This is a genomic window from Arthrospira sp. PCC 9901 (genome assembly GCF_059013425.1).
The window spans coordinates 666,787-690,377 of sequence record NZ_CP102296.1 but is presented as its reverse complement, the minus strand read 5'-3'; the positions used below and the strand labels follow the sequence as shown (position 1 = coordinate 690,377).

The 23,591-nt window shown below is 45.4% G+C and carries 14 protein-coding genes and 1 tRNA gene; 11 read left to right on the top strand and 4 right to left on the bottom strand.

Annotated elements, in window-relative coordinates; genetic code table 11:
* Positions 1-26: 26 nt before the first annotated feature.
* Positions 27-1,106: a photosystem II q(b) protein gene (gene psbA / locus NLZ44_RS03105; RefSeq protein ID WP_048894885.1), complete on the bottom strand. Its 1,080-nt coding sequence runs from the start codon at positions 1,104-1,106 to the stop codon at positions 27-29.
* A 143-nt stretch (positions 1,107-1,249) separates the two neighbouring features.
* Here psbA and cofG point away from each other — a divergent pair, with 143 nt between their 5' ends.
* Both cofG and NLZ44_RS03095 read left to right on the top strand, forming a co-directional pair.
* Positions 1,250-2,230, top strand: coding sequence for a 7,8-didemethyl-8-hydroxy-5-deazariboflavin synthase subunit CofG (gene cofG, locus NLZ44_RS03100; RefSeq protein WP_493751825.1), 981 nt, complete (start codon positions 1,250-1,252; stop codon positions 2,228-2,230).
* 22 nt (positions 2,231-2,252) lie between these two features.
* A tRNA-Cys gene (locus tag NLZ44_RS03095) sits at positions 2,253-2,323 on the top strand.
* A 2,612-nt stretch (positions 2,324-4,935) separates the two neighbouring features.
* Here NLZ44_RS03095 and NLZ44_RS03090 read toward each other — a convergent pair.
* Positions 4,936-6,339 carry a site-specific integrase gene (locus tag NLZ44_RS03090; protein ID WP_493751824.1) on the bottom strand — a complete coding sequence of 468 codons (1,404 nt, stop codon included), beginning with the start codon at positions 6,337-6,339 and terminating at the stop codon, positions 4,936-4,938.
* A gap of 233 nt (positions 6,340-6,572) precedes the next feature.
* Positions 6,573-8,387: a peptidoglycan DD-metalloendopeptidase family protein gene (locus NLZ44_RS03085; protein WP_493751823.1), complete on the bottom strand. Its 1,815-nt coding sequence runs from the start codon at positions 8,385-8,387 to the stop codon at positions 6,573-6,575.
* A 237-nt stretch (positions 8,388-8,624) separates the two neighbouring features.
* On the opposite strand from NLZ44_RS03085, the gene NLZ44_RS03080 reads away from it, so the two are divergent.
* From NLZ44_RS03080 to NLZ44_RS03045, 8 genes are all read left to right on the top strand, one after another.
* Positions 8,625-12,845, top strand: a complete 4,221-nt coding sequence (locus tag NLZ44_RS03080) for an NACHT and WD40 repeat domain-containing protein (protein WP_493751822.1) — start codon at positions 8,625-8,627, stop codon at positions 12,843-12,845.
* Between the two features lie 252 nt (positions 12,846-13,097).
* Entirely contained in the window at positions 13,098-14,117 is a 1,020-nt protein-coding gene (gene bioU / locus NLZ44_RS03075) for a (S)-8-amino-7-oxononanoate synthase BioU (RefSeq protein ID WP_111892088.1), read from the top strand.
* Positions 14,118-14,885: 768 nt separating this feature from the next.
* Positions 14,886-16,394: a reverse transcriptase N-terminal domain-containing protein gene (locus NLZ44_RS03070; RefSeq protein WP_006623339.1), complete on the top strand. Its 1,509-nt coding sequence runs from the start codon at positions 14,886-14,888 to the stop codon at positions 16,392-16,394.
* Between the two features lie 239 nt (positions 16,395-16,633).
* The gene (gene ssb / locus NLZ44_RS03065; protein ID WP_108614684.1) at positions 16,634-16,909 is read left to right on the top strand and encodes a single-stranded DNA-binding protein; all 276 of its coding nucleotides are present in this window, start codon (positions 16,634-16,636) and stop codon (positions 16,907-16,909) included.
* A 97-nt stretch (positions 16,910-17,006) separates the two neighbouring features.
* The gene (locus tag NLZ44_RS03060) at positions 17,007-17,543 is read left to right on the top strand and encodes a hypothetical protein (RefSeq protein WP_315766065.1); all 537 of its coding nucleotides are present in this window, start codon (positions 17,007-17,009) and stop codon (positions 17,541-17,543) included.
* Positions 17,544-17,838: 295 nt separating this feature from the next.
* Complete coding sequence (locus NLZ44_RS03055) at positions 17,839-18,786, top strand: response regulator (protein ID WP_493751821.1); 948 nt, start codon at positions 17,839-17,841, stop codon at positions 18,784-18,786.
* A gap of 3 nt (positions 18,787-18,789) precedes the next feature.
* Complete coding sequence (ubiE, locus tag NLZ44_RS03050; RefSeq protein ID WP_493751820.1) at positions 18,790-19,500, top strand: bifunctional demethylmenaquinone methyltransferase/2-methoxy-6-polyprenyl-1,4-benzoquinol methylase UbiE; 711 nt, start codon at positions 18,790-18,792, stop codon at positions 19,498-19,500.
* 111 nt (positions 19,501-19,611) lie between these two features.
* Positions 19,612-20,844: a DUF445 domain-containing protein gene (locus tag NLZ44_RS03045; protein WP_493751819.1), complete on the top strand. Its 1,233-nt coding sequence runs from the start codon at positions 19,612-19,614 to the stop codon at positions 20,842-20,844.
* Here the strand turns inward: NLZ44_RS03045 and NLZ44_RS03040 are convergent.
* Positions 20,841-22,073, bottom strand: coding sequence for a NupC/NupG family nucleoside CNT transporter (locus NLZ44_RS03040; RefSeq protein WP_493751818.1), 1,233 nt, complete (start codon positions 22,071-22,073; stop codon positions 20,841-20,843). The two genes, NLZ44_RS03045 and NLZ44_RS03040, sit on opposite strands and share 4 nt — an antisense overlap.
* Before the next feature lie 136 nt (positions 22,074-22,209).
* Here NLZ44_RS03040 and der point away from each other — a divergent pair, with 136 nt between their 5' ends.
* Positions 22,210-23,571, top strand: coding sequence for a ribosome biogenesis GTPase Der (der, locus tag NLZ44_RS03035; RefSeq protein ID WP_008054740.1), 1,362 nt, complete (start codon positions 22,210-22,212; stop codon positions 23,569-23,571).
* Positions 23,572-23,591: the final 20 nt, after the last annotated feature.

Sequence of the window (23,591 nt, the reverse complement as noted above, 5' to 3'; positions counted from 1 at the left end):
GCGCTCTATTTAATCCAAGCTATAAATTAGCCGATTTGAGGTGCAACCAAAGCTACAGGCTCAGACTCAGCAGAAGCTAAATCTAAGGGGAAGTTGTGAGCGTTGCGCTCGTGCATTACTTCCATACCCAGGTTAGCGCGGTTGATGACATCAGCCCAGGTGTTAACTACCCGACCGCTGGAGTCCATTACGGATTGGTTGAAGTTGAAACCGTTGAGGTTAAAGGCCATGGTGGATACACCTAAAGCGGTGAACCAGATGCCGATTACCGGCCAAGCACCCAAGAAGAAGTGCAGGGAACGGCTGTTGTTGAAAGAAGCATATTGGAAGATCAGGCGACCGAAGTAACCGTGAGCTGCCACAATGTTGTAAGTTTCTTCTTCTTGACCGAATTTGTAACCGTAGTTTTGAGATTCGATTTCGGTGGTTTCACGCACCAAGGAAGAAGTTACCAAAGAACCGTGCATCGCGGAGAACAAAGCACCACCGAATACACCAGCAACTCCCAACATATGGAAGGGGTGCATCAGGATGTTGTGTTCTGCTTGGAACACCAACATGAAGTTGAAGGTTCCAGAGATACCCAGAGGCATACCGTCGGAGAAAGAACCTTGTCCGATGGGGTAGATCAAGAATACTGCACTAGCAGCGGCAACAGGTGCGCTGTAAGCTACGCAGATCCAAGGACGCATTCCCAAGCGGTAGGACAGTTCCCACTCACGACCCATGTAGCAAAATACACCGACCAGGAAGTGGAAAATTACCAACTGGTAAGGGCCACCGTTGTAGAGCCACTCATCCAAGCTGGCTGCTTCCCAAATGGGATAGAAGTGCAGACCGATCGCATTGGAGGAAGGAACAACCGCACCAGAGATGATGTTGTTGCCGTACAACAGAGAACCAGCTACGGGTTCGCGGATACCGTCAATGTCCACGGGGGGAGCAGCGATAAAGGCGATGATGTAGCAGATGGTAGCAGTTAGTAGGGTAGGGATCATCAGAACACCGAACCAGCCTACATAGAGGCGGTTGTTGGTGGATGTTACCCAGCTACAGAACCGTTCCCAGGCGTTGGCGCTCTCGCGCTGCTGAATGGTAGTAGTCATGTTGGATATGATTGCTGTATTGAATTTTCGAGGTACTTATCCGGCAGTTGTTTTTCTACCGTGTCTATAATATGACACACTCCGTTAAGGTTTGTAAAGGGGTTTAACAAAGTATTTAGTTATATGTTAGATAAGCAAAACTAATGTTTATTCAGATGTCTACCTTGGTTTCCTATTCTCCGGCTTATACGATAGTTCCGACCTATGAGTGTTTTAACCGCTGTAGTTACTGTAATTTCCGCAAGGAACCGGGAGATAGTCCTTGGTTAACTATGGCGGAGATGAAACAGGAACTGGCGGGACTATGTGAACAGGGAGTAGTGGAGATTTTGATTCTGAGTGGGGAAGTACACCCGAACAGTCCCCGGCGAGAGGCTTGGTGCGATCGCATTTATGAGTTGTGCGATGAAGCCCTAAATTGGGGATTTTTGCCACACACTAATGCGGGTCCGCTGAAATTTGAGGAAATGGCTAGATTAAAACAGGTTAATGTGTCGATGGGGTTAATGCTGGAACAAATGACTCCGGAGCTTTTACAAACGGTTCATCGCCACGCGCCTAGTAAAGTTCCTAGTATTAGGTTACAGCAGCTTGATTGGGCTGGGGAACTCAAAATTCCGTTTACGACTGGGTTACTTTTGGGAATTGGGGAAAGTCCCTCAGACTGGGGATGGACATTAGAAGCGATCGCCAAAAGTCATGATCGCTCTGGTCACATTCAAGAGGTGATTGTGCAACCCTACAGCGAAGGAAGCCGACAAGCGCAGCCAGGGTACGGATTTAATCTTAGCCAATTACCCGAAGTAGTGGCGATCGCCCGCCGTATTCTCCCCGAAGAAATCACCGTGCAAATTCCCCCCAACCTAGTCATGGAACCAGAGATATTATTAAAATGTCTGGAAGCGGGAGCCAGAGACCTAGGGGGAATCGGTCCCCAAGATGTAGTCAACCCGGACTATCCCCACATTAACCCGGAAACCCTCAGCCAAATTATCAACCCGAAAGGTTGGCAATTGCAGCGACGACTACCGATATATCCCCAATACGATAGCTGGTTATCGCCTCGATTACAGAGGAGTGTAAATTCTTGGCGAAAAAAGTTGCAGTTTCCCCAGCGGTTGTGATATATTAGTAAATCGCAGTGGTGGCGGCATAGCCAAGTGGTAAGGCAGAGGTCTGCAAAATCTCCATCCCCGGTTCAAATCCGGGTGCCGCCTTTTTTCTGGAACCCCTACCGGAAAAGGTTACCGGGAATTCACCTAACCCGATAGTCGTACCGTTACACTCTTAATGCACTCCATTCAGTCTTAGCATACGGGACAATTAGTGCATATCCCTTAGCAACAAAGCTTAATTATTGACGGGTTAATCAATAAACACAACTTAACCAATCTGTCAAATAGCCACATCACTCCCCCCAACCAGACACGCGATAGGTTAACTCCCTTGTGATACCCGTCAATGGCAAGCCTATCGGTTCCTAACGTCACCATTGACTGCTATCACGTCAGTCACTTCCCTCAAGATGTCTGTTCCGGTTGGGGGGAGGTATGGCTCAAAATCAAGACGATACCCGTAGTAGATAATTCCCCAACCTATCAATGTACAGCGATAGTTAGGTTATTTTTCGTGGACTAGACTTATAGACAATCACTACAGCGATCGCTTACGGGGTTATCTATGGGCTCAAACTATGATTACTACGGGAGGGATTCTCAGGAGAGCGATCGCTAAATCTGGGTTGACATCTCCTACCGGATCCAACCCGATACCCCTAAACAAATCTCTGATTAATAACGATTGCCACGATGTGAGCCGATACCCACATAATCACCTTACCCAAAAATCTTAGCCGTCTATTGGGGGTAATTTAGTTATGGGTATTATGTGGACATGATAGGGTAGGTGTTCATATATTCTCGTTTTCATAATGAATTATCATAATGATACGGGATAGGCTAAATGATTTTTTTAACTTTTTTCTGGGTTTTATCATAGTGAATTATCATAATGAAAACCCAAAAATATGCAGATACCCCTACAGTCAGAAACCATAGGGGGCTATTTTAGGATATTGGATTATGGGTTAGGTGCTAGGTGCTAGGTGGACTACTAGGGCTTGCCTTGCTACCGGGATTGCACCGATAAAACATAGCCATTGCAGCCTGTTGGATTTTTTCGGTTGTCACTTGGTCAGATTTTCGGTGTAATGTTGGTACTGGTAACGTGCTGTTATGTTTAACTTAAAAGCTGCTACATATATGTAGCTCCTGTTGAGTAAATCGAAACCACCATAATCGGCGAATATACTGCTTAGATAGCTTAGGTGAATTAACCGCTGGCAAGAGTGAAGCTGAAAGTCAAGAAACAGGCGAAATTCCGGCAAGCGCGCCAGCGGGCAATCCCGGGGCTAAACAGAGCACGAAAAGCTAAATCGCCAAAAAGTAAACACAGTAAACTAACCACTATTTTTTTAGATAGTGGTTTTTTGTTTGATTTGTCTGTGGCGATAATTTAAATATTACACAATTATCGTATAAAGTCAATAATTGTTTTATCATTTTTGCTTATATATTTATTACTTATTTATAAGTATTTATTAATTCTAAAGCAATAATCATAAATAACAAAAAATATAAATAACAGTGAATTGTTGCGTATTTTACTTGATTTTATTAGAGGCTCTTTTGATAAAATCATCTGTAAATCAAACAGCAATCATCAAAGCCCTAACTGTAAAGATACCCCCAATGCTGATGATTGGCGCAAGCCCTAGTAGTCCACCTAGCACCTAGCACCTAACCCATAATCCAATATCCTAAAATAGCCCCCTATGGTTTCTGACTGTAGGGGTATCTGCATATTTTTGGGTTTTCATTATGATAATTCACTATGATAAAACCCAGAAAAAAGTTAAAAAAATCATTTAGCCTATCCCGTATCATTATGATAATTCATTATGAAAACGAGAATATATGAACACCTACCCTATCATGTCCACATAATACCCATAACTAAATTACCCCCAATAGACGGCTAAGATTTTTGGGTAAGGTGATTATGTGGGTATCGGCTCACATCGTGGCAATCGTTATTAATCAGAGATTTGTTTAGGGGTATCGGGTTGGATCCGGTAGGAGATGTCAACCCAGATTTAGCGATCGCTCTCCTGAGAATCCCTCCCGTAGTAATCATAGTTTGAGCCCATAGATAACCCCGTAAGCGATCGCTGTAGTGATTGTCTATAAGTCTAGTCCACGAAAAATAACCTAACTATCGCTGTACATTGATAGGTTGGGGAATTATCTACTACGGGTATCGTCTTGATTTTGAGCCATACCTCCCCCCAACCGGAACAGACATCTTGAGGGAAGTGACTGACGTGATAGCAGTCAATGGTGACGTTAGGAACCGATAGGCTTGCCATTGACGGGTATCACAAGGGAGTTAACCTATCGCGTGTCTGGTTGGGGGGAGTGATGTGGCTATTTGACAGATTGGTTAAGTTGTGTTTATTGATTAACCCGTCAATAATTAAGCTTTGTTGCTAAGGGATATGCACTAATTGTCCCGTATGCTAAGACTGAATGGAGTGCATTAAGAGTGTAACGGTACGACTATCGGGTTAGGTGAATTCCCGGTAACCTTTTCCGGTAGGGGTTCCAGAAAAAAGGCGGCACCCGGATTTGAACCCGGTTTAAAGGCTACAACCCCTATTCTATCGTCACTCTAATACACTCAACGCCGATCGTACACTTAGGAGTGAGTGCAAAATGAAACCCCCTAAGTATTTAGCCTAGGGGGTGTTGTATTGTAGGTTTATTGGGGATTAATCATCGAGTTGATATATTGCCCTAAGAATTGCCTTAACCTCTGGTAAATCTGGATTGATGCCGATATTGGTTAAGACTTGCTTTGCCATTTCTAGTGGTAATGGTTGCCTTTGGTGTTGTGTCAGGATGCCTAACTCTGTGGCAAGGTTCCGGCGTTTTTTGTACTTGCTATCATTGACTGCAACACTGTGACCAAACGAACGTGCTCTGATTTCCTGTGGAATCCCGTTCATCTCTCCCAGTTGGTTGGCTAGATGTCGGAAAGCATAGGTTTGGGTAATTCCCCAATTGTGACGTTTCATCCATGCGCGATGATTATTGTTAAATACATTAGGGATTTTAGATTCTGTGATAGGTAAGCAGACGTTATGAATCCCTAGGCGGTTAATTAAAGTCTTGTCTTTTGACATAGGGACTGCTAACCGTTGACCCGTTTTGGTGCTACTACCAAAGTAAGTAAACTCACCAATAACTAGCACTAACTCAAGGTTATTAGGGCTAGATATGGCTGGAAAGGTGATGTCGTCAATCTTAACTGCTTTGTTTAGGTTTTGGACCGCTGCTATCTCTGATGGTCTCAACCCGTATAAGGCACACATTGCTGACACCCAACACCAACCATCACGAATATTATTATCCACATCAGAGCGATAATCAGTGTTACGTTCCCTGTCTAGTAGGTCTAGTAAGGTTTCTAGGTCTATGCTTTGGGATTCAGTAAACACCGTCTGGGTGGGGTTAATCCTTTCTAATTTATCTAGTGCTTTTTTGCAGTCAGCGCGTTCCGCTACTTGTTTTAACCGATAGTATCTGTCTTTAAAGGTTTTACTACCTACCGGACTATCACCATTCTGTAACGGGCTATATAGCGCTTCTTTTATTCCCTCCCAACTAATGTAAGCATCCCAATCTGTGATTTTGTTAAATACATCTAAAAAACAACTGTTAAACGATTTAACATCATTAGCTATATCACGGGAGCGCTTCCGTTTGGTGTTACGATGTACCCCATTAAAGTAATCATCCTCCATTTCTTTAAACACTTGACGATAAGTGATTAAGTCGTTTTCTAGGGGGGTTTTGGATTCATCAAGGATAGCAGTCTTATACCAATCCAGCCATTCAGATACTGACTGAAATTGTCCATCAAGGGATTTATGAACTAACCAGGCTTTGTCAACAGCCTTACGGATACCCTCAGAAGTGAACTGACAATTACAACCCCTTTGTTTACGTCCCCCGGTTTCTGGGTCAGTGGTGATGTCTAACTGAATTGTCCCCCGGTTGCGCTTAATCCTCACACCTTTGGGACATTGTTTGCGGGATAGGTTAAAAAACTCAAGAATGTCTTGAAAGCCTTGATATGTACCACTGTGTGTACTGTTTGCGCTTGCACTCATTTTGCACTCACTCCTAATAATACGATCGGCGTTGAGTGTATTAGAGCGACGATAGAATAGGGGTTGTAGCCTTTAAACCGGGTTCAAATCCGGGTGCCGCCTTTTTTCTGGAAGGATTGCTCTAAGTGCGATCGGGGTTAACTACCTTAGCCAGGCATCCTACCTGATGACTCAAAAATCACTCAGATCGAGTCCCTAGTCAGGGTAGATAACTCTATGGCTTGACGTAGGTTTTAGTAAGTGGGATTACCAGTGATAAAAGCAGCGGAAACCCACTGATTGGTATTTTGAAGACGGAACCAGCGGTTCTCGTTTTTCCTTTCCCTTGTATCCCAATGGGTTGTGCCTACAGTCGTAGCATCAAAAGTGCGACGACTGCCATTGCTTAGAGAGCCGACGACAGAGAAGTTTGTCCCTGGTCCGCTGCGGATATTGAGAGTGGTATCTGCTGCGCCAGTGAACAGTGGATTGCCAGTGATGAAAGAAGCGGAAACCCACTGATTGGTGTTTTGAATACGGAACCAGCGGTTATCATTTCGCTGTTCGCGAGCGTCCCAATGGGTTGTGCCTCGTGCCACAGCGTCAAAAGTACGACTGTGACCAGGGCTCAGAGATCCAACTATCGAGTTGTTCGTCCCCGGTCCGCTGCGGATATTGAGCGCCCCATCTACAGTACCTCGGAATGCACCCGTTGAAGGCTGAGTAGGAAGTGGAGACGGAGTGCTAGGTCGCGACAGTGAAAATGCTTGAAGAGGGCTCATGGTTGCGCTTAAGATGAAATTCCGGTTTGAATTGCCGCCATTAGTGCCTCGGAAAGGAGGAGTCCGAACCTCAAGGTGCAAGTGGTTTGCCCCTGACTGGTTGCCAACTTGACCAATAGTCTGGCCTGCTGTTATACGACTTCCTGGAGTAAAGCTGCCGGAACTTTGCAAATGTCCGTAAACCCACTGTCGCCCATCGCTACTGTTCACACCAATGAATGCACCGGCAGTTGGGGAAGACCACGTCCAGGCAACAGTGCCGCCGAGTACCGATCTGACTGGAGTTCTAGCCGGAGCCCCTATATCAATTCCAGCGTGCCACGTTCCTAGCCCCTGAAAGTAACTTTGATCATATGCGTAGCCAGCAGTCATTCGGAATCGCCGACCAAGCACTGCTGTTGAAAGATCTGTATATAGCTGTAATAGTTGAGGTGAGGTTCGCCAGCGCTCATCCACTTCGCCACGCCATAAAGGAGGGTCAAATCGGGTGTTGTCACCACTAGCTATAGCCCACGCATTATTATCATTAGATCGGGGTAATGACTGCTCTATTAGAGTAGCTTCGCCATTGATCATCACAGTGGCGGTATCATCTACTGCTCTTAATGCCTCAAGTTCCCCGGCATCAAATTCCCGGCCTTGGACGACACCGGAAAAAATCGCACCCTCATCTCCAGGTGTATCCGAGATGTTAATCTGCGAGTCGATATAATGCCCTATTTCCTCCAGCAGCACTGAGACGATCGCTTCTGGGTTATCAGCATTCTCAGCCACAAACTCACTGGCCAGATAAATATTGTTAGTTGCTGCCGCAAAAGCTCCGTTAGATCCGTTGATATCAGCAGCAGAAACAACCGTAGTCGGTGGCATCTCAAAAGTACCATTAGTCAAACTATCTGCCAAATCCTGAGCCGCCTCAACATCAAAATCATCTCCAAAAGCAATGCTCATCTGAGAGAGAAACTCTGGGCTATTGGCAAATTGCTGTAATTGTTCGTAAGTATTGGCTAAGGCCATTCCCGTTAACGAATCTACCGACGGCGCAGTGTGAGAATCCGTTTCCGCCGGATTTATTTCTTGGTCAACGGATATATCCAGAGCCATCACAAGACGATCGCCCTCAACTGGTACCAAGGTTGGGAGAAGCACTGGCTCGACAGCCCCCGTTACTGGTAGTCCATGGGCATTGAAAGACTCTAAAATATCCCCATCACTGCGAGCGATCGCATTGGGATTTGTTCCCAGCAATCCGCTGATTTCTTTGGTATCTGTGTCCACAGAAAACATGGCTAGTTCCTCCGATCGCATTAACAATCCAATTATCGCGGTGGCAGTTGAGGCTCTGGGTTAGAAAATGATCGGGAAAAAAGTTAGTTTTTGTTAGGTAGTTTAGCCGCTTTGTGAGATGAAATCTCAATAAATGGGCAAAACAATGGGATTTTGGTCAAATTTTCTGGCTTGGGAGCCAGGAAACCGTCTATAATAAGTTAGTTTTTACCATGTCAAACTTGGGGAGTATCAGCCATGACTCCAGAAGAGGCCTTTGAGTTTGTTAATCAGAAATATTCATGCGATCGCCAAGGCAAACGTATTAGCGACTTGCAAAAACAAATTTTTTGTTGGTCTTGGCAGGGCAAAAAATATGACGACATCGAAATCCTGCTTAATTTTAATAAAGTTTATATCAGACAAGAAGCCGCCAAATTATGGAAAATACTAACCGATTTATTTGCTAAACCAGTAACCCGCACTAATTTTCGGTTAGTCGTGGAACAGGCCATCAAAGCCGATCGCGATCGCTGCCAATTTGCCTTTCCCCAACAGATGCGAGAATGGTTTGAAATTCTGGATTATGAATTTGATTCGCGCTACAATATTCAAGAAGTAATCGAGGGAAATCGATTTTTTGAGTGGATCATCAAAATTAAGGCCCGCCGAGGATACGATCGCATTCTCGTCCGGGGAGTAGAAGGGGAAGCAGAAATTTCCGATTTTAATGCTTTGCGTCAGTCTGTGGAAAACCAACGCACCAACGAGGGATGGTTAGTCGCTGTCCGTCGAGTCAGTAAAGCCGCCAGAAATGCAGCCCAAAAAAGCCCAAATAAAAACTTATTTTGCTACACATTCGACGAACTTATCGACCAAGAAGCAGACTTTAGTGGCTATTGTCAATGGCTAGAGCAGGAAATTCAACGGCGAGGGATCCATGATAAATATGTACCTCTCGCCTGCATAAAAGAGGAAGTTGACCCCTCTACCAAGCATAAATTAGGAGTCAGCCACTACGACGAAGACGATGGCTGGATTGATGGTTATGTTAATAGGTGGATTGACGATACCGCCAAAAAACATCTATCGATTTTGGGTGAGTTTGGCACAGGCAAAACCTGGTTTATTTTTCATTATGCCGGGCAACAATTAAACCGCTACTTAAAAGCCAAAAATAAAGGAGTGGAACGCCCGCGATTGCCCATAGTTATTCTCTTGCGAGATTATGCCAGTGCCATTAATATGGAATCGCTGTTTTCTGAGTTCTTTTTCCGGCAACATGAAATCCCCTTGCGAGGGGGTTATTCTGCCTTTGAATGGCTCAACCGCCAGGGTAAATTGTTGGTCATGTTTGATGGCTTTGACGAGATGGCTGCCAAAATTGACCGACAGCGGATGATTAATAACTTTTGGGAATTGGCTCAAACTGTAGTCTCTGGTTCTAAAGTTATTTTGACTTGTCGGACGGAGCATTTTCCTGAAGCCAAAGAAGGACGTGCTTTGCTGAATGCAGAACTACAGGCTTCCGTGGCAGCATTAACCGGAGAACCGCCACAGTTTGAAGTTCTGGAATTAAAAAAATTTAGTAACCAGCAAATTCGTCAGGCTCTCTCCTTTGAAGCCTCACCCGCCACGGTGCAAAAAGTCATGAATAATCCCCAACTTGTGGATTTGGCTCGCCGTCCGGTCATGAGTCAGTTAATACTGAAAGCCTTGCCGGATATCGAAGCGGGAAAAGCGATCGATTTAGCCAGAATTTATCTCTATGCAGTTACCCGCAAAATGCAGCATGATATACAGAAAAAGCGCACATTTACTTCTCTGGCAGATAAACTTTATTTTCTGTGCGAACTCTCCTGGGAGATGCTATCTAAGAATCGAATGAGTTTGAATTATCGGGAGTTTCCCGATCGCATTCGTCGCTTGTTTGAGTCGCAAGTGCAACAACAAAAGGATTTAGATCACTGGCATTATGATATGATGGGTCAGACTATGTTAATTCGCAATGATGATGGGGATTATAGTCCGGCTCACCGTTCCTTATTAGAGTTTTTTGTCGCTTATAAGTTTGCTGCTGAATTGGGGATATTGGCTCCCGATTTCGTCGAGGTGGCACAGCCACAGTCCCATGTAAATCCACAGAAAACGGCTCAAAACTACACTTGGTCTAATTATTTCCGCCGCGAAGTTGATGTTAACGGAAAAGTGATTTTGATTTCGCCTCTCAATATGTTTTCTACTGAGTCTTTGGCACATTTGCGAACTACCTTTGGGGAAATGCCTCTGGCGAAAGCAGTGCTAGATTTATTATTGCCGATGCTGCGTCCGGTGACCAACACTGATGAGGAAAACTTACAGGATATTTGCGATCGCTTGCGGGAAGTAGTGAAGGCGACACGGCGAAAAACCCTAGAAAAAGTCGGTTATGTTGGCGGGAATGCAATCACCCTGCTTTTGAAAACTGACAAGGCTGCTTTGGAGGGTTGCGATCTCAGTCATGCCGTGATTTTGGGCGCTGATTTTAGGGGTGCTAGTTTGCAGGATGTAAGTTTAGTAAAAGCCACTTTAACTAACTGTCTTTTTATGGAATCTATGAATATAGTTAGAGCATTAGCTTTTACTCCTGATGGTAAACTTTTAGCCACAGGTGATGAATCTGGTAAAATTCATATTTGGCGAGTTGCCGATGGCTCAAAAATCGGCACATTGACAGGGCATCGCCTCAGCATAAATACCATAAAATTTAATGAAAATGGGCAAATTCTTGTCAGTGCTAGTTATGATAAAATCGTCAAGTTTTGGGATATGGCAAACCATGAATGTTTTAAAAGCGTACTGATAGAGCCTAATTTGTTGTTTGATTCTAACCTGAGTCCAAATATGAAAATATTGGCGAGTGGGAGTGTAGATGGTACAGTACAGTTGTGGGATATTAATAATGGTAAATGTTTGGCGTATCTTCCCGGACACACCAGTTGGATTAATCGAATGGTTTTCAGTCCAGATAGTCAAATTTTGGCAACCACAAGCAAAGACACAAATATCAAAATTTGGGATGTCGCTAATGCTAAATGCCTGAAAACTTTACCAGACCATGAAGAAGAAGTATGGGGTGTGGCTTTCAGTTATGATGGTCAAGTCTTAGCTAGTGGGAGTGCTGACGGAACCATTAAACTTTGGCAAATTGCTGATATAAATAATATTTCTCTGGCTGCTAGTATCTCCGCACACGATAGCGATCTCAGAGGATTAGCTTTTAGTCCCAATGGCAAAATACTGGCTAGTGGAAGTGGCGATCTCACCGCGAAACTGTGGGACGTGAGCGATATTCATCATCCCCAACTTTTCAATACTTTACAAGAACATACTTCTTGGATAGAGGAACTGGCTTTTACACCAGATGGTAAAATATTAGCTATGTGTGCTGCTGATAAAAAGGTGAGTTTGTGGAATGTGGAAAACATTAATAATATCAAGCTCAACAGCATTTTAGGAGGCTGGTGTAATTGGATACGTTCAGTCGTTTTTAGTCCAGATGGTAAGACATTAGCCAGTGGTAGCGATGATTACTATGTCAGGATTTGGGATATAGAAACAGGGGAGATTTTAGCCAATTTACCGGGACATAAAGAACGAGTACAGGCAGTGGTTTTTAGTCCAGATGGTCAAACGATCGCTAGTGCTAGTCGAGATTTTACCGTCAGGTGTTGGAGTGTTGAGCATCATAAATGTTTAAGTACATTAATCACACACACAAACCAGTTATATGCAGTTGCTTTTAGTTACGATCATCAATTGTTAGTCAGTGCCGGGGATGACCGAACTATTAAGTTATGGGATGTGAATCCGACCCCCAAGTTAATCAAGGAAATTAACCCTTATCCTTGGAAAATATTTACAGTTGCCTTTAGTCCTGATAGTCAAAAAATCGCGGTGGGTGGGAGTGATAATATTCTGCAAGTGTGGGACATTGATTTCCAAAAACCTCCCCTAAAATTTGTCGGACATCAGGGAGAGATAATCTCAGTTAATTTCAGCCCTAATGGTCAAATATTGGCTACCAGTAGTAATGATAATACGGTGCGTTTATGGGATGTGACGACCCAAGAATGTCTGGCAATTTTTCCAGGTCAACAAGTTTGGACTTACCTGATTTCATTTAGTCCAGACGGTCAACTATTGGCGAGTGGAGGAGAAAACAATACGGTGCGTTTGTGGGATGTGACGACCCATGAATGTTATGCTACTTTTAACGGACATCAAAGTTGGGTGCTGGCAGTAGCTTTTAGCCCCGATGGTCAAACCTTGGCCAGTAGCAGTGCGGACGAGACAATTAAACTTTGGAATGTCCCAACGCGAGAATGTCTCAAAACTTTGAGAGTACCCAGACTTTACGAAAGGGCGAATATCTGCGGGGTAAAAGGTTTGAGCAATGCCCAAAAAGCAAGTATGAAAGTATTGGGGGCGATCGATTAACTGACGTTAATTGTTGTCTATTGGGTTGGGTTCCCACGGTGAGGGGTCAGAGTTTGATGGGGCGGTGTTGTCCAGGATACTAGGACTTTGTGCGCTTCTAGCTAGGACGAGGTGGAGCATGGTATAGCACACCTGGGTAAGGATTAAGGTATGTTAACTCAAATTACCCTAAAATTAATGATTGCCGGAACAGCATTAAGATCAACATTTCCGGCTTGACCATTATAAATTGTCGAATTGACAGCATATTTTATGACGAATCATCAGCCAAATACTGACTTAACCAATAACCCCATACCTGTGGGAGTCCTAGGGTTTGGTGGTTTAGGACAAGCGGCGGCTAGGGTATTAACCCCTAAACAAGAAATGTGCTGGGTAGCAGCAGCAGATCAAAAGGGCTATATCTATTCCCCGGAAGGACTAGATCCAGACCTGTGCATCAGGACATATCGCGATCGCGGTTCTGTGGCAGACATAGAACCCGGCGGAACCCACAGCACCCAGAGTATTATTGACTTAATTAACCATGCTCCCCTAGTAAAGGGTTACTTTTTGGCGCTGCCTAATTTACCAAATACCTTTATGGCTTCCGTAGCCCAAGCCTTTATTAACTCGGGTTGGCAGGGAGTTCTAGTAGATGCCCTCAAGCGTACCAGCGCGGTGGAACAACTCCTAGAACTTCAGGACCAGTTAAAAGCGGCTGGCATCACCTATATGACCGGTTGTGGGGCGACTCCGGGTTTACTCACGGCGGCGGCGGCGATCGCTGCCCAAAGTTATGCAGAAATTCACAGCGTTAACATCACCTTTGGGGTAGGTATAGCGAACTGGGAAGCCTACAGAGCTACTATCAGGGAAGATATTGCCCACCTTCCTGGTTATAACGTAGAAACAGCTAGGGCGATGACAGATGCGGAAGTAGAAGCCCTATTAGATAAAACTAATGGTTTGCTGAAACTGGAAAACATGGAACACGCCGACGATATTATGTTGGAATTGGCGGGTATTTGTTCTCGCGATCGCGTTACTGTTGGTGGAATTGTCGATACCCGTAACCCCAAAAAACCCCTGAGTACCAATGTACAAGTCACTGGTCGCACCTTCGAGGGGAAAATCTCCACCCACACCTTTACTCTGGGTGATGAAACTAGCATGGCTGCCAATGTCTGCGGTCCAGCTTTTGGCTATTTAAAAGCCGGGGTCAAATTGCACGAAAGGGGCATTTATGGACTGTTCACCGCCGCCGAAGTTATGCCGCAGTTTGTCCGTTAGGCTTGCACAGCCACAGCCGAGCAAATGCCTACAACTTGCTGCTTCACGGTTTGATAGAATGGGAGCGAGGCTGCTGCCTATAAATCACTAACCGGAGATATTGAATGAGTCTAAATGTTGTTACCCTGGTGGGAAGGGCCGGAATTGATCCGGATGTCAAATATTTTGGTGCGACCCGTTAGATGGAAAAGTTGCCCAGTTGGGTAGCGTGCCATCTGCGTAGACTAGGACAAGCGGTCACAGGTCTATGATAACTGGGTGTTTGGGTAGGTGAGGGTTTCACCAATTCCTACCGTCGTGATGCAGACGAAGCGACACCCCCACTGGGGAGACTGACTATCAATCTGGTGAAGCGGGGTGTAACGGAGGTAATCGCCAACCCATGGCGAAATCCCTTCTAGCTGAGATGAGTATGAGTAAGGTTAACTGAATCCACGTCTGAACCGTCGTTATTGATGACAGCCTACATGGGTTATGGGCTGCGCCAAAAGGCAAGGATAAGGGCTGGGCAACTCGAAATTTGACCCGGAGCATCCCCTAAGAAACCCGGCGGATAGTGGAACTCTAACCTCATCGCAAAGCAGACACTCGGAACGGGGTAATCCGGCGTGCATCTCTCGGACAGGTCGATAACCGAGTAGGCAGTCAAGCCGCATGATGGCGCTGGAAAAGATTGACTCAGAAGCAAAGGCCTTTAGGAAACTAGAGGATAAGCCCACGGAGTCACGGTTACTTGGAGATGGATAATCAAGTCAGAGTTAATAAGCTATGAACACGGTAAAACCGATGTATGGATGGGAGACAATCAACTGGAAAAAAGTTGAATACCATGTCTTCAAGCTCCAAAAGAGAATCTATCGAGCCTCGGAACGTGGCGATGTCAAGGCGGTTCGTCGGTTGCAAAGGTTGTTGACAAATGCCATGGATGCCAAAATCCTGGCGGTGCGAGAACTTATCCAGGACAATGGTACGGAAAAGAGGGCGGGAGTTGATGGGGTAAACAGACTCAGGAATCAGGAGAAGCTAGATTTGGCTAACTGCCTGAAACTGGGAAAGAAAACTCAAACCAGCCGCCAGGTCTCGATACCTGAACCAGGAAAGGAGGAAAAGCCCGCCTTTGGTATCCTAATGATGATGGAAAAAGCCAAACAAGGGCTGGTTAAGCTGGCACTTGAACCGGAATGGGAGGCAAAGTTTGACCGGAATTCCTACGGGTTCCGCCCTGGAAGGTCTGCTCAAGATGCGATCGCAGCAATTTTCAATGGCATTAAGGAAGATCATAAATATGTCCTAGATGCACATATTGAGAAATGCTGTGAGGGAATTTACCATCAGAAACTACTAGCCAAACTAAATACCTACCCTAGACTCAGGCGACCAATTAAAGCCTGGTTGAAATCTGGGGTAATGGACGGAAAGGAATTGTTCCCGACGGAGACTGATACACCCCAAGGGGGATTGATGCCACTATTGGCAAATATCGCCCTTGACGGCTTGGAAAGTCTCCTAGAGGATACATTCAAGGGTGGAGTAGCAAACTGTCAGAACGGGAAAGCCACAGTGGTCAGATATGCCGATGATTTGGTGGTATTGGACGAAGAACTTGCGGTGATTCTGACAGCACAAGAAACTATAGAAGCCTGGTTGGGAGAAATGGGGTTAAAACTCAAAGACAGTAACACCCGCATTACTCACACTTTCACAGAACATAATGGGAATCTAGGCTGGGACTTTCTGGGGTACAATATCCGACAATATCCCACAAGCAAAAAGCGATCGCTCGCGACGGGAAACACGGAGCAGAAAATAGGCTGTCAAACTATCATCAAACCCAGTAAAGAGGCAATAAAACGCCACCTACAGAAAATAGATGAGATCATCGGAAGTCACAAAAACTCAAGTCAAGAACAACTGATCAATGCACTAAACCCAATCATTAGAGGGTGGTCGTCATATTACTCGACTGTGAGTAGTAAGGAAACCTTTGGTAAGATTGACAGTATTTTGTTCCACAAACTGAGAGGATGGGCTTTCTTTAGAAGGAATCGAAATCAGAATAACACGGATGTAATATCGAGTTACTGGGGAGTCAACCAAGGCATCGGATGGAAATTTATCACACCAGATCACAAATACTGTCTGGAAAAACATAGCCAAACCCTGCTCAAACAGCACGTCAAAGTCAAAGGGGAAAAAAGCCCGTTTGATGGAGATTACGTTTATTGGAGTGAGCGGCTATTGAACTATCCGGGTGCGACCAATGCTATCGAAGTTTGACAGTAGATAATGTGATGGCAACTGATCACATTGATGGTAATTGAGCCAATAACACACTGTCGAACTGAGAAGGATAATATACGGACACTGCCATGATATCACAGACGCTAGAGGTATCTATTGATGACTGAGTAACTGAGGAGCCGTGTGAAGGGAAACTTTCACGCACGGTTCTGGAGCAGAGGTAGGAAAGGTGACTTTCTTATCGACTGTAATAGTCAGGATCAGTAAAATGTCGATTGACCTTAGCTGTCAGGCGCAGAAGTCGCAACAGCGATGAGCCGGATTGGTTTACTTTAGAGATATGGGGAAAAACGGCTGAAATTGCCTCCAATTACGTCCGCAAGGGAAGTCAGATCGGGGTGAAGGGAGCATTAAAGATTGATACATGGACTGACCGCAATACGGGTGTACCACGTTCGAGTCCGGTGATTGTGGTTGATCAACTTGATCTACTAGGATCTCGTCAGGATAATCAGGCATCTGGTGTTCCTGAGAATTATGATGAGTTCTAGGGGTATGCTCTGGTAGTCGGGTCGATAACATATTGAAAATCCGACTGCTAGGGGATACCACCCTTGATGTGTTGCACTATGAAAGTTCATTTTTGTTGTGAGTTCACCAGAATTAGATCGGATTTTACACGAGTACAGATCTGGACAAATAGCCTTTGAACAGGGTCGATACCGCCAATCGGTGGTACATTTGGAAACAGCGAGAGATGCAGTGGAGGCTAACTCTGGCTTGGGTGGCGAGGTCCAGATTTGGCTGGTAACAGCCTATGAAGCCCTAGGGGAAAGACAAAAGGCGATCGCTCTTTGCCAAACCCTCAAATTTCATCCAAGCCTACAAACCAGGAAACAGTCGCGGCGGTTGCTAGAAATTTTGGAAGCACCCAAACTCTATAAGGGTTCGGAAGGGTTAATCGAAATTCCCGATCTGAGTAACTTAGGAGAAAACGCAGATAAATTTCCTGTAGCATCATCAAGCCGAGAAACTTCTGCCAAAGCAGCCCCAGTCAAATCTAAATCACCAGACCCAGACATTGACCTAACTCAGGTGAATACGAAGGATAATCAATTTTTGTGGGTGGCTCTGATTTTCCTGGGGTTGATAATAACTAGCTTACTCTTGCATAAAATCGGGTAATTTCCGGCTCCTGCTGGAAATTACTCCTCAAAGGAGATGATCAATGCAGGTACAGGATTAGACCTACGTTAAGGGGGTGATGACACCTAACAGGTGAACGCCAGCCGGTTGCTCTGTCGTCTATCTTTAAGGACATGACCGAGGCTAACATTACCCCATCTGGGAGATGGCTTAAATGCCAGATTACCAAAATTACGTTTTTGTGGTTGACACCAAGGGGCAACCGTTAAAGCAGCTAAAGCGATAATAGTCTAAATCCCCTAATGCACGGAATCACTCGTAGTGTAACAATAGTATGGAAACGGAAACTCCAGACCTAGAAAGCATTAAGCGCCAGTTAATGAGTATTAGACGACCTAAAAAACCAAAGATGCTGGTGGTAGACGATGAACCAGATAATTTGGATCTGCTATATCGTACCTTTCGGAGAGACTTTAGCGTTTTTAAAGCGGAAAGCGGGCTCCGCGCCCTAGAAATTCTCTCTCAGGAAGGGGAGGTAGCAGTGATCATATCTGATCAACGGATGCCAGAAATGAAAGGGACTGAATTTCTCAGTAAAACTGTACCCCAGTTCCCTAACACGGTGCGGATTATTCTCACGGGTTTTACGGATATTGAAGACTTGGTGGACGCGATTAATTCCGGCCAAGTTTATAAATACATTACTAAACCTTGGGACCCGAATGAGTTAAAAACGGTGGTTCAACGAGCGGCGGAAACCTATGAACTGCTGAAACTGCGGACAGAGCAACTATGCCGAGCCAACAGCCAAATCCAACTCTTGAGTGATATTATGGGAATGGCACTCAAGGCGACGGAGATAGAGGAAACTCTACAGGCGATCGCTAAGGCTATTGGAGAACAGATAGAAGCTGATGGGGTGATTCTGCAAGTGGTTTCCTCAGATAGTTTGGCTCCCACAGTCGGGGTCTATGGTATCGTGGAGGATGCGAAGGGTTGGCTGGCTGATGATCCGATTGTCAGTGAAGCGATCGCTACTAAAATCGCCCAGGGAGAAATAAATATCCCCAATAACTCAGATCTAGCGGAAAGCGATCGCTATAAAAGCGCCAATATCCAAGCTCACCTGTGTACCCCCATTATCGATCGCAATCAAGTGGTCGCAGTGTTCTCCCTGCAATGGCAAAAACCCTGTCAACTTTCCCCAGATGACCTGTATACGGTTAAGTTGGTGGCTCAGGAAATGGCTCTAGTTTTATCTCGCTTACACCAATCAACTTAAAATATGAAGCTAGATAGAACCGAAGAACATATCCAAGACCTGTTTAACCGTATTGCTCCGGTCTATGACCAGATGAACGACTGGCTGAGTTTTGGGAGTCATCGCATTTGGAAACAAATGGCGGTTAACTGGAGTGGCGCTCGTCCCGGTCATATAGGGTTAGATCTATGTTGCGGGACTGGTGACTTAACCAGACTTTTGGCTATCAAAGTCGGTAGCTCAGGAAAAGTTGTTGGGGTGGATTTTTCCCGTCAACTGCTGGCCATTGCTGGCGATCGCCAACCACCCTTTACCCTATCCTCGGCTCCCATTACCTGGGTAGAAGCAGATGTACTGGATCTTCCCTTCCCGGATCATCACTTTGACTGTGCTACCATGGGTTATGGTTTGCGTAATGTGGTAGACATTCCCCGCAGCCTAAAAGAACTCCATCGCGTCCTGAAACCCGGTGGGACGGCGGCGATTTTAGATTTTCACCGCCCCGAAAATGCCTTTAAAACCTTTCAACAATGGTATCTCGATCGCATTGTTGTTCCGGTAGCTAATACTTTCGGACTAGAGGCTGAGTACGCCTACCTTAACCCTAGCCTAGAAAAATTCCCCACGGGTCCCCAACAGGTCGCCCTAGCAGAGGCAGCGAATTTTAGTCGGGCTACTCACTATGCGATCGCAGGAGGTATGATGGGAGTATTAGTTATAGAATCAGGGGGTTGATGAGCTGAAACATCCAGATCCCAACAACCACCCTAATTCAGAAAGGCGAATATACAAGGCAATTCGTCAGTTGTCCTAGTTACCTAGGATTTGCAGAAATGTTGTGGCATAATGGTCAATTTATCTCAAGTATCGATTTTTATCGTTCCCCCAATTTTGGGGGGAATTATCGGCTACTTTACCAATGACCTAGCCATCAAAATGCTATTCCGTCCCTATACAGCCAAAAAGGTCGGAAAAATTAAACTTCCCTTTACTCCCGGTTTAATTCCCCGCAACCAAGAAAGGCTGGCGAAAAGGGTTTCTGATACTATTATGCAGTCCCTGCTGACACCAGAGGAACTCCAGAAAATTGCGCGCCGCCTATTAAAAACCGAACGCATTGAAGCGACGATTTTATGGTTATTACAACTGGCGCTGGCTCAGGTAAAAGCTGATACAGAACAGAAAACCGCGAAAATTTTGGCAGGTATTCTGAGGGACTTTTTAGGGGAATCTTTACCTAGGATATTGCGGGTTATGGCGCGACGGGAAGATTTTTTAGAGCCGCAGCTAAATCAGATTTTTGATCAAGTGATGTTGGAGTTTCAACTAAGTGACCAACAGGCTCAACAACTTTCGGAATGGCTATTAGACCGAGTAATTCCCCCAGAAATTATCCGACTGACTTTAATTGATTTTCTGACCGATCGCAATATTTCGATTATTGACGAAGGCTTCCGGGAACAAAGCACGGGAACCTATTGGGTAGTGGCTAATATTTTCGGTCTCCGCACGACTTTAACCCGGTTAAGAACTTTTTGTCTGGATGAAAAAGAAGAAACTAATCACCGACTGGAAAAACTGTTAACTTCTCTGGGTGTTAGGGAGCGACTAAAGGAGTGGTTGCAGAATCTTTCGATGCAAAATTTGCCGCTGTCTACGGTGCGACAATTACGCAAAACTTTCCGGGATACTGTGCGAGAATATGTCCAAGAACAGGGTATAGATTTAATTCAGGAGTTGACTAAATCTATTGATTGGGAAAGGGTTTCCGCCTTAATTTTAAAGCGGCTGCAAACTTCCCCAGTGGTTAATAATTCCCTAGGATTAGTTAGTCAAGAGTTGGCGCTGGTTTTGGAACGCTACCTAGAAGAAGACTTAGAGAAATTGGTGGCTAAGGCGATTCCGATTTTGAATCTTGATGGAGTGATTATAGAACGGGTAATGGCTACTTCTCCACAACAGTTAGAAGTAGCAGTTAATGGAATTGTGAAAAGTGAATTACAAGGAATAGTTAATCTGGGGGGTATTTTGGGGGTAATAGTTGGCTCACTACAAACGGTGATTTTGCTATTGCGTTAAAGTAACATACCCGCCACACAAGCGGTCATAAAACAAGCGAGAGAACCAGCAATCATGGCTCGGACTCCTAATTGGGCTAGGTCTGCTTGTCTTTCTGGTGCGATCGCGGAAATGCCGCCAATTTGAACGGCGATCGAGCCAATATTAGCAAATCCACAAAGGGCGTATGTAGCAATTAAAATCCCCCGGGGAGTAATGGTGGGTTCAGTAGTACCTACAACATTGGCATTTTCCATGAGTTGTTTCAGGTCTAAATAAGCGATAAATTCATTAAGAATAATCTTCTTACCCAGTAACACGCCGACGGTGGCGCAGTCTGACCAAGGTACACCCATTAACCAAGCGACGGGAGCAAAGATAAAAGAAAATAGCCATTCCAAGGAAAGTTGAGGTAATCCTATCCCGGCTCCTAACCATCCTAACACGCCGTTAACTAGGGCTAATAATCCTAAAAAAGCAATCAGCATGGCGGCGACATTTAGGGCTAATTTCATGCCTTCAGTGGCTCCGGTGGCGGCGGCATCAATGGCATTAGCAGAAGTGGGTTTTACTTCGATTTTTACCTTTCCGGCGGTGGGGGAAGGCTCGGTTTCAGGATAGAATATTTTAGAAATAGCTAAACTAGCCGGGGCGGACATTACGGAAGCGGCAATTAAATGTTCTGCGGGAACACCAAAGGAAATATAAGCGGCTAACACTCCCCCGGCGACGGTGGCAAATCCCCCGGTCATCATGGCATGGATTTCCGATCGCGTCATGGTGGCAATATAGGGTTTAATTAATAAGGGAGCCTCGGTTTGTCCGACGAAAATATTGGCGGAACAGGAGAGGGTTTCTGAACCGGAAGTCTTGAGGGTTTTCATCATTAACCATGCTACCCATTCGACTACTTTCTGTAAGATGCCATAGTGATATAAGATGGTGATGAATGAGGAAAAAAAGACAATGGTCGGCAAGACCTTAAAGGCGATGAAATGCTGCTCAAAATCGTCTCCAAATACAAATTGGGCTCCCGCATCGGAAAAGTTGAGAAACTGGGTGACAGCAGCGCCTAGGGCTTGGAAAATGGCGAATCCTATGGCGGTTTTCAGAATCACAATGGCAAATAAAATTTGCAGGGCAATGCCCCAGAAAACGGTAGGCCAGCGAATCTGCTGACGATCGCGCGAAAATAAATAGGCGAGGACTACAAATACTACAAGTCCTAATGCGGAAATTGCCCGTTCCATTTGCTGTTGTTAAGTTAGGGTGAGGTTGAGTTGAGCGATCGCTGGTCACAGGTCGCTGGTCACAGGTAGCGACGGTGACGGAGTATGTAACAATAGAGGGTTAGCACTATCAACGCCTGGATAAGGCGAAAGTTCCATGTCTCGACCCATAGTTGCCATTATCGGCCGCCCTAATGTCGGTAAGTCTACACTGGTAAACCGTCTTACACAAACCCAAGATGCGATCGTTCATGATCAACCGGGGATGACCCGCGATCGCACCTATCGTTCCGCCTATTGGCAGGATCGAGAGTTTACCGTAGTCGATACGGGAGGGTTAGTCTTTGATGATGATACCGAGTTTTTGCCACTAATTAGAGAACAGGCCTTGATGGCTTTGGCGGAAGCGACAGCGGCTATTTTGGTGGTGGATGGACAAACAGGACCGACGGGAGGGGATGAGGCGATCGCTAGTTGGCTACGACAACAAAAGGTTCCGATCCTCTTAGCAGTTAATAAATGTGAATCTCCTACCCAGGGACTGACTCAGGCGGCGCAATTCTGGGAATTGGGTTTGGGAAACCCTTTTCCGATTTCTAGCATTCATGGTAGCGGTACGGGGGAACTGCTGGATGCTTTGATTGAAAATTTACCAGCTTCCACAGACAATGAGGACAGCGAAGAATTGCGAGTGGCAATTGTGGGCCGTCCGAATGTGGGTAAGTCTAGCCTATTAAATACTTTTCTGGGTCAGGAAAGGGCGATCGTCAGTCCAATTTCCGGCACTACCCGTGATGCGATCGATACCATCGTAGAACATAATGGCAATACCTATCGGCTAGTAGATACGGCGGGGATACGCCGGAAAAAGCACGTTGAGTATGGGGCGGAGTTTTTTGGGATTAACCGGGCTTTTAAGGCGATCCGACGGGCTGATGTGGTGTTGTTTGTCATTGATGCTGTGGAAGGAGTCACAGACCAAGATCAAAAATTGGCGGGTCGTATTTCTGATGACGGGCGCGCCTGTGTGATTGTGGTAAATAAATGGGATGCGGTGGAAAAGGATAGTTACACGATCCTAGAGTATGAAAAAGTAATGCGATCGCGATTGTATTTTCTCGATTGGGCAGATATGATTTTTGTCAGCGCTATGACCGGACAGCGGGTTGAGAAAATTTTTAAATTGGTGGACAAAGCCGCCGAAGAAAATCGCCGCCGAGTCTCTACATCGGTAATTAATGAAGTCATCGAAGAAGCAGTCCGTTGGCATTCTCCCCCCACCAGTCGCCAAGGACGACAGGGTAAAATCTACTATGGAACTCAAGTTACCTCCAGTCCGCCCACAATTGTCTTGTTTGTGAATGACCCAAAACGGTTTGGGGATAATTATCGGCGCTACATGGAAAGCCAGTTCCGTCAACAATTGGGATTTGCTGGGACTCCCATTAGACTATTATGGCGGGGTAAAGCTATGCGGGAAGTAGAGAGAAATTCCGCTAACCGGGCGACTAAGGTTTGATTGCTGACCAGTTGCGCCCA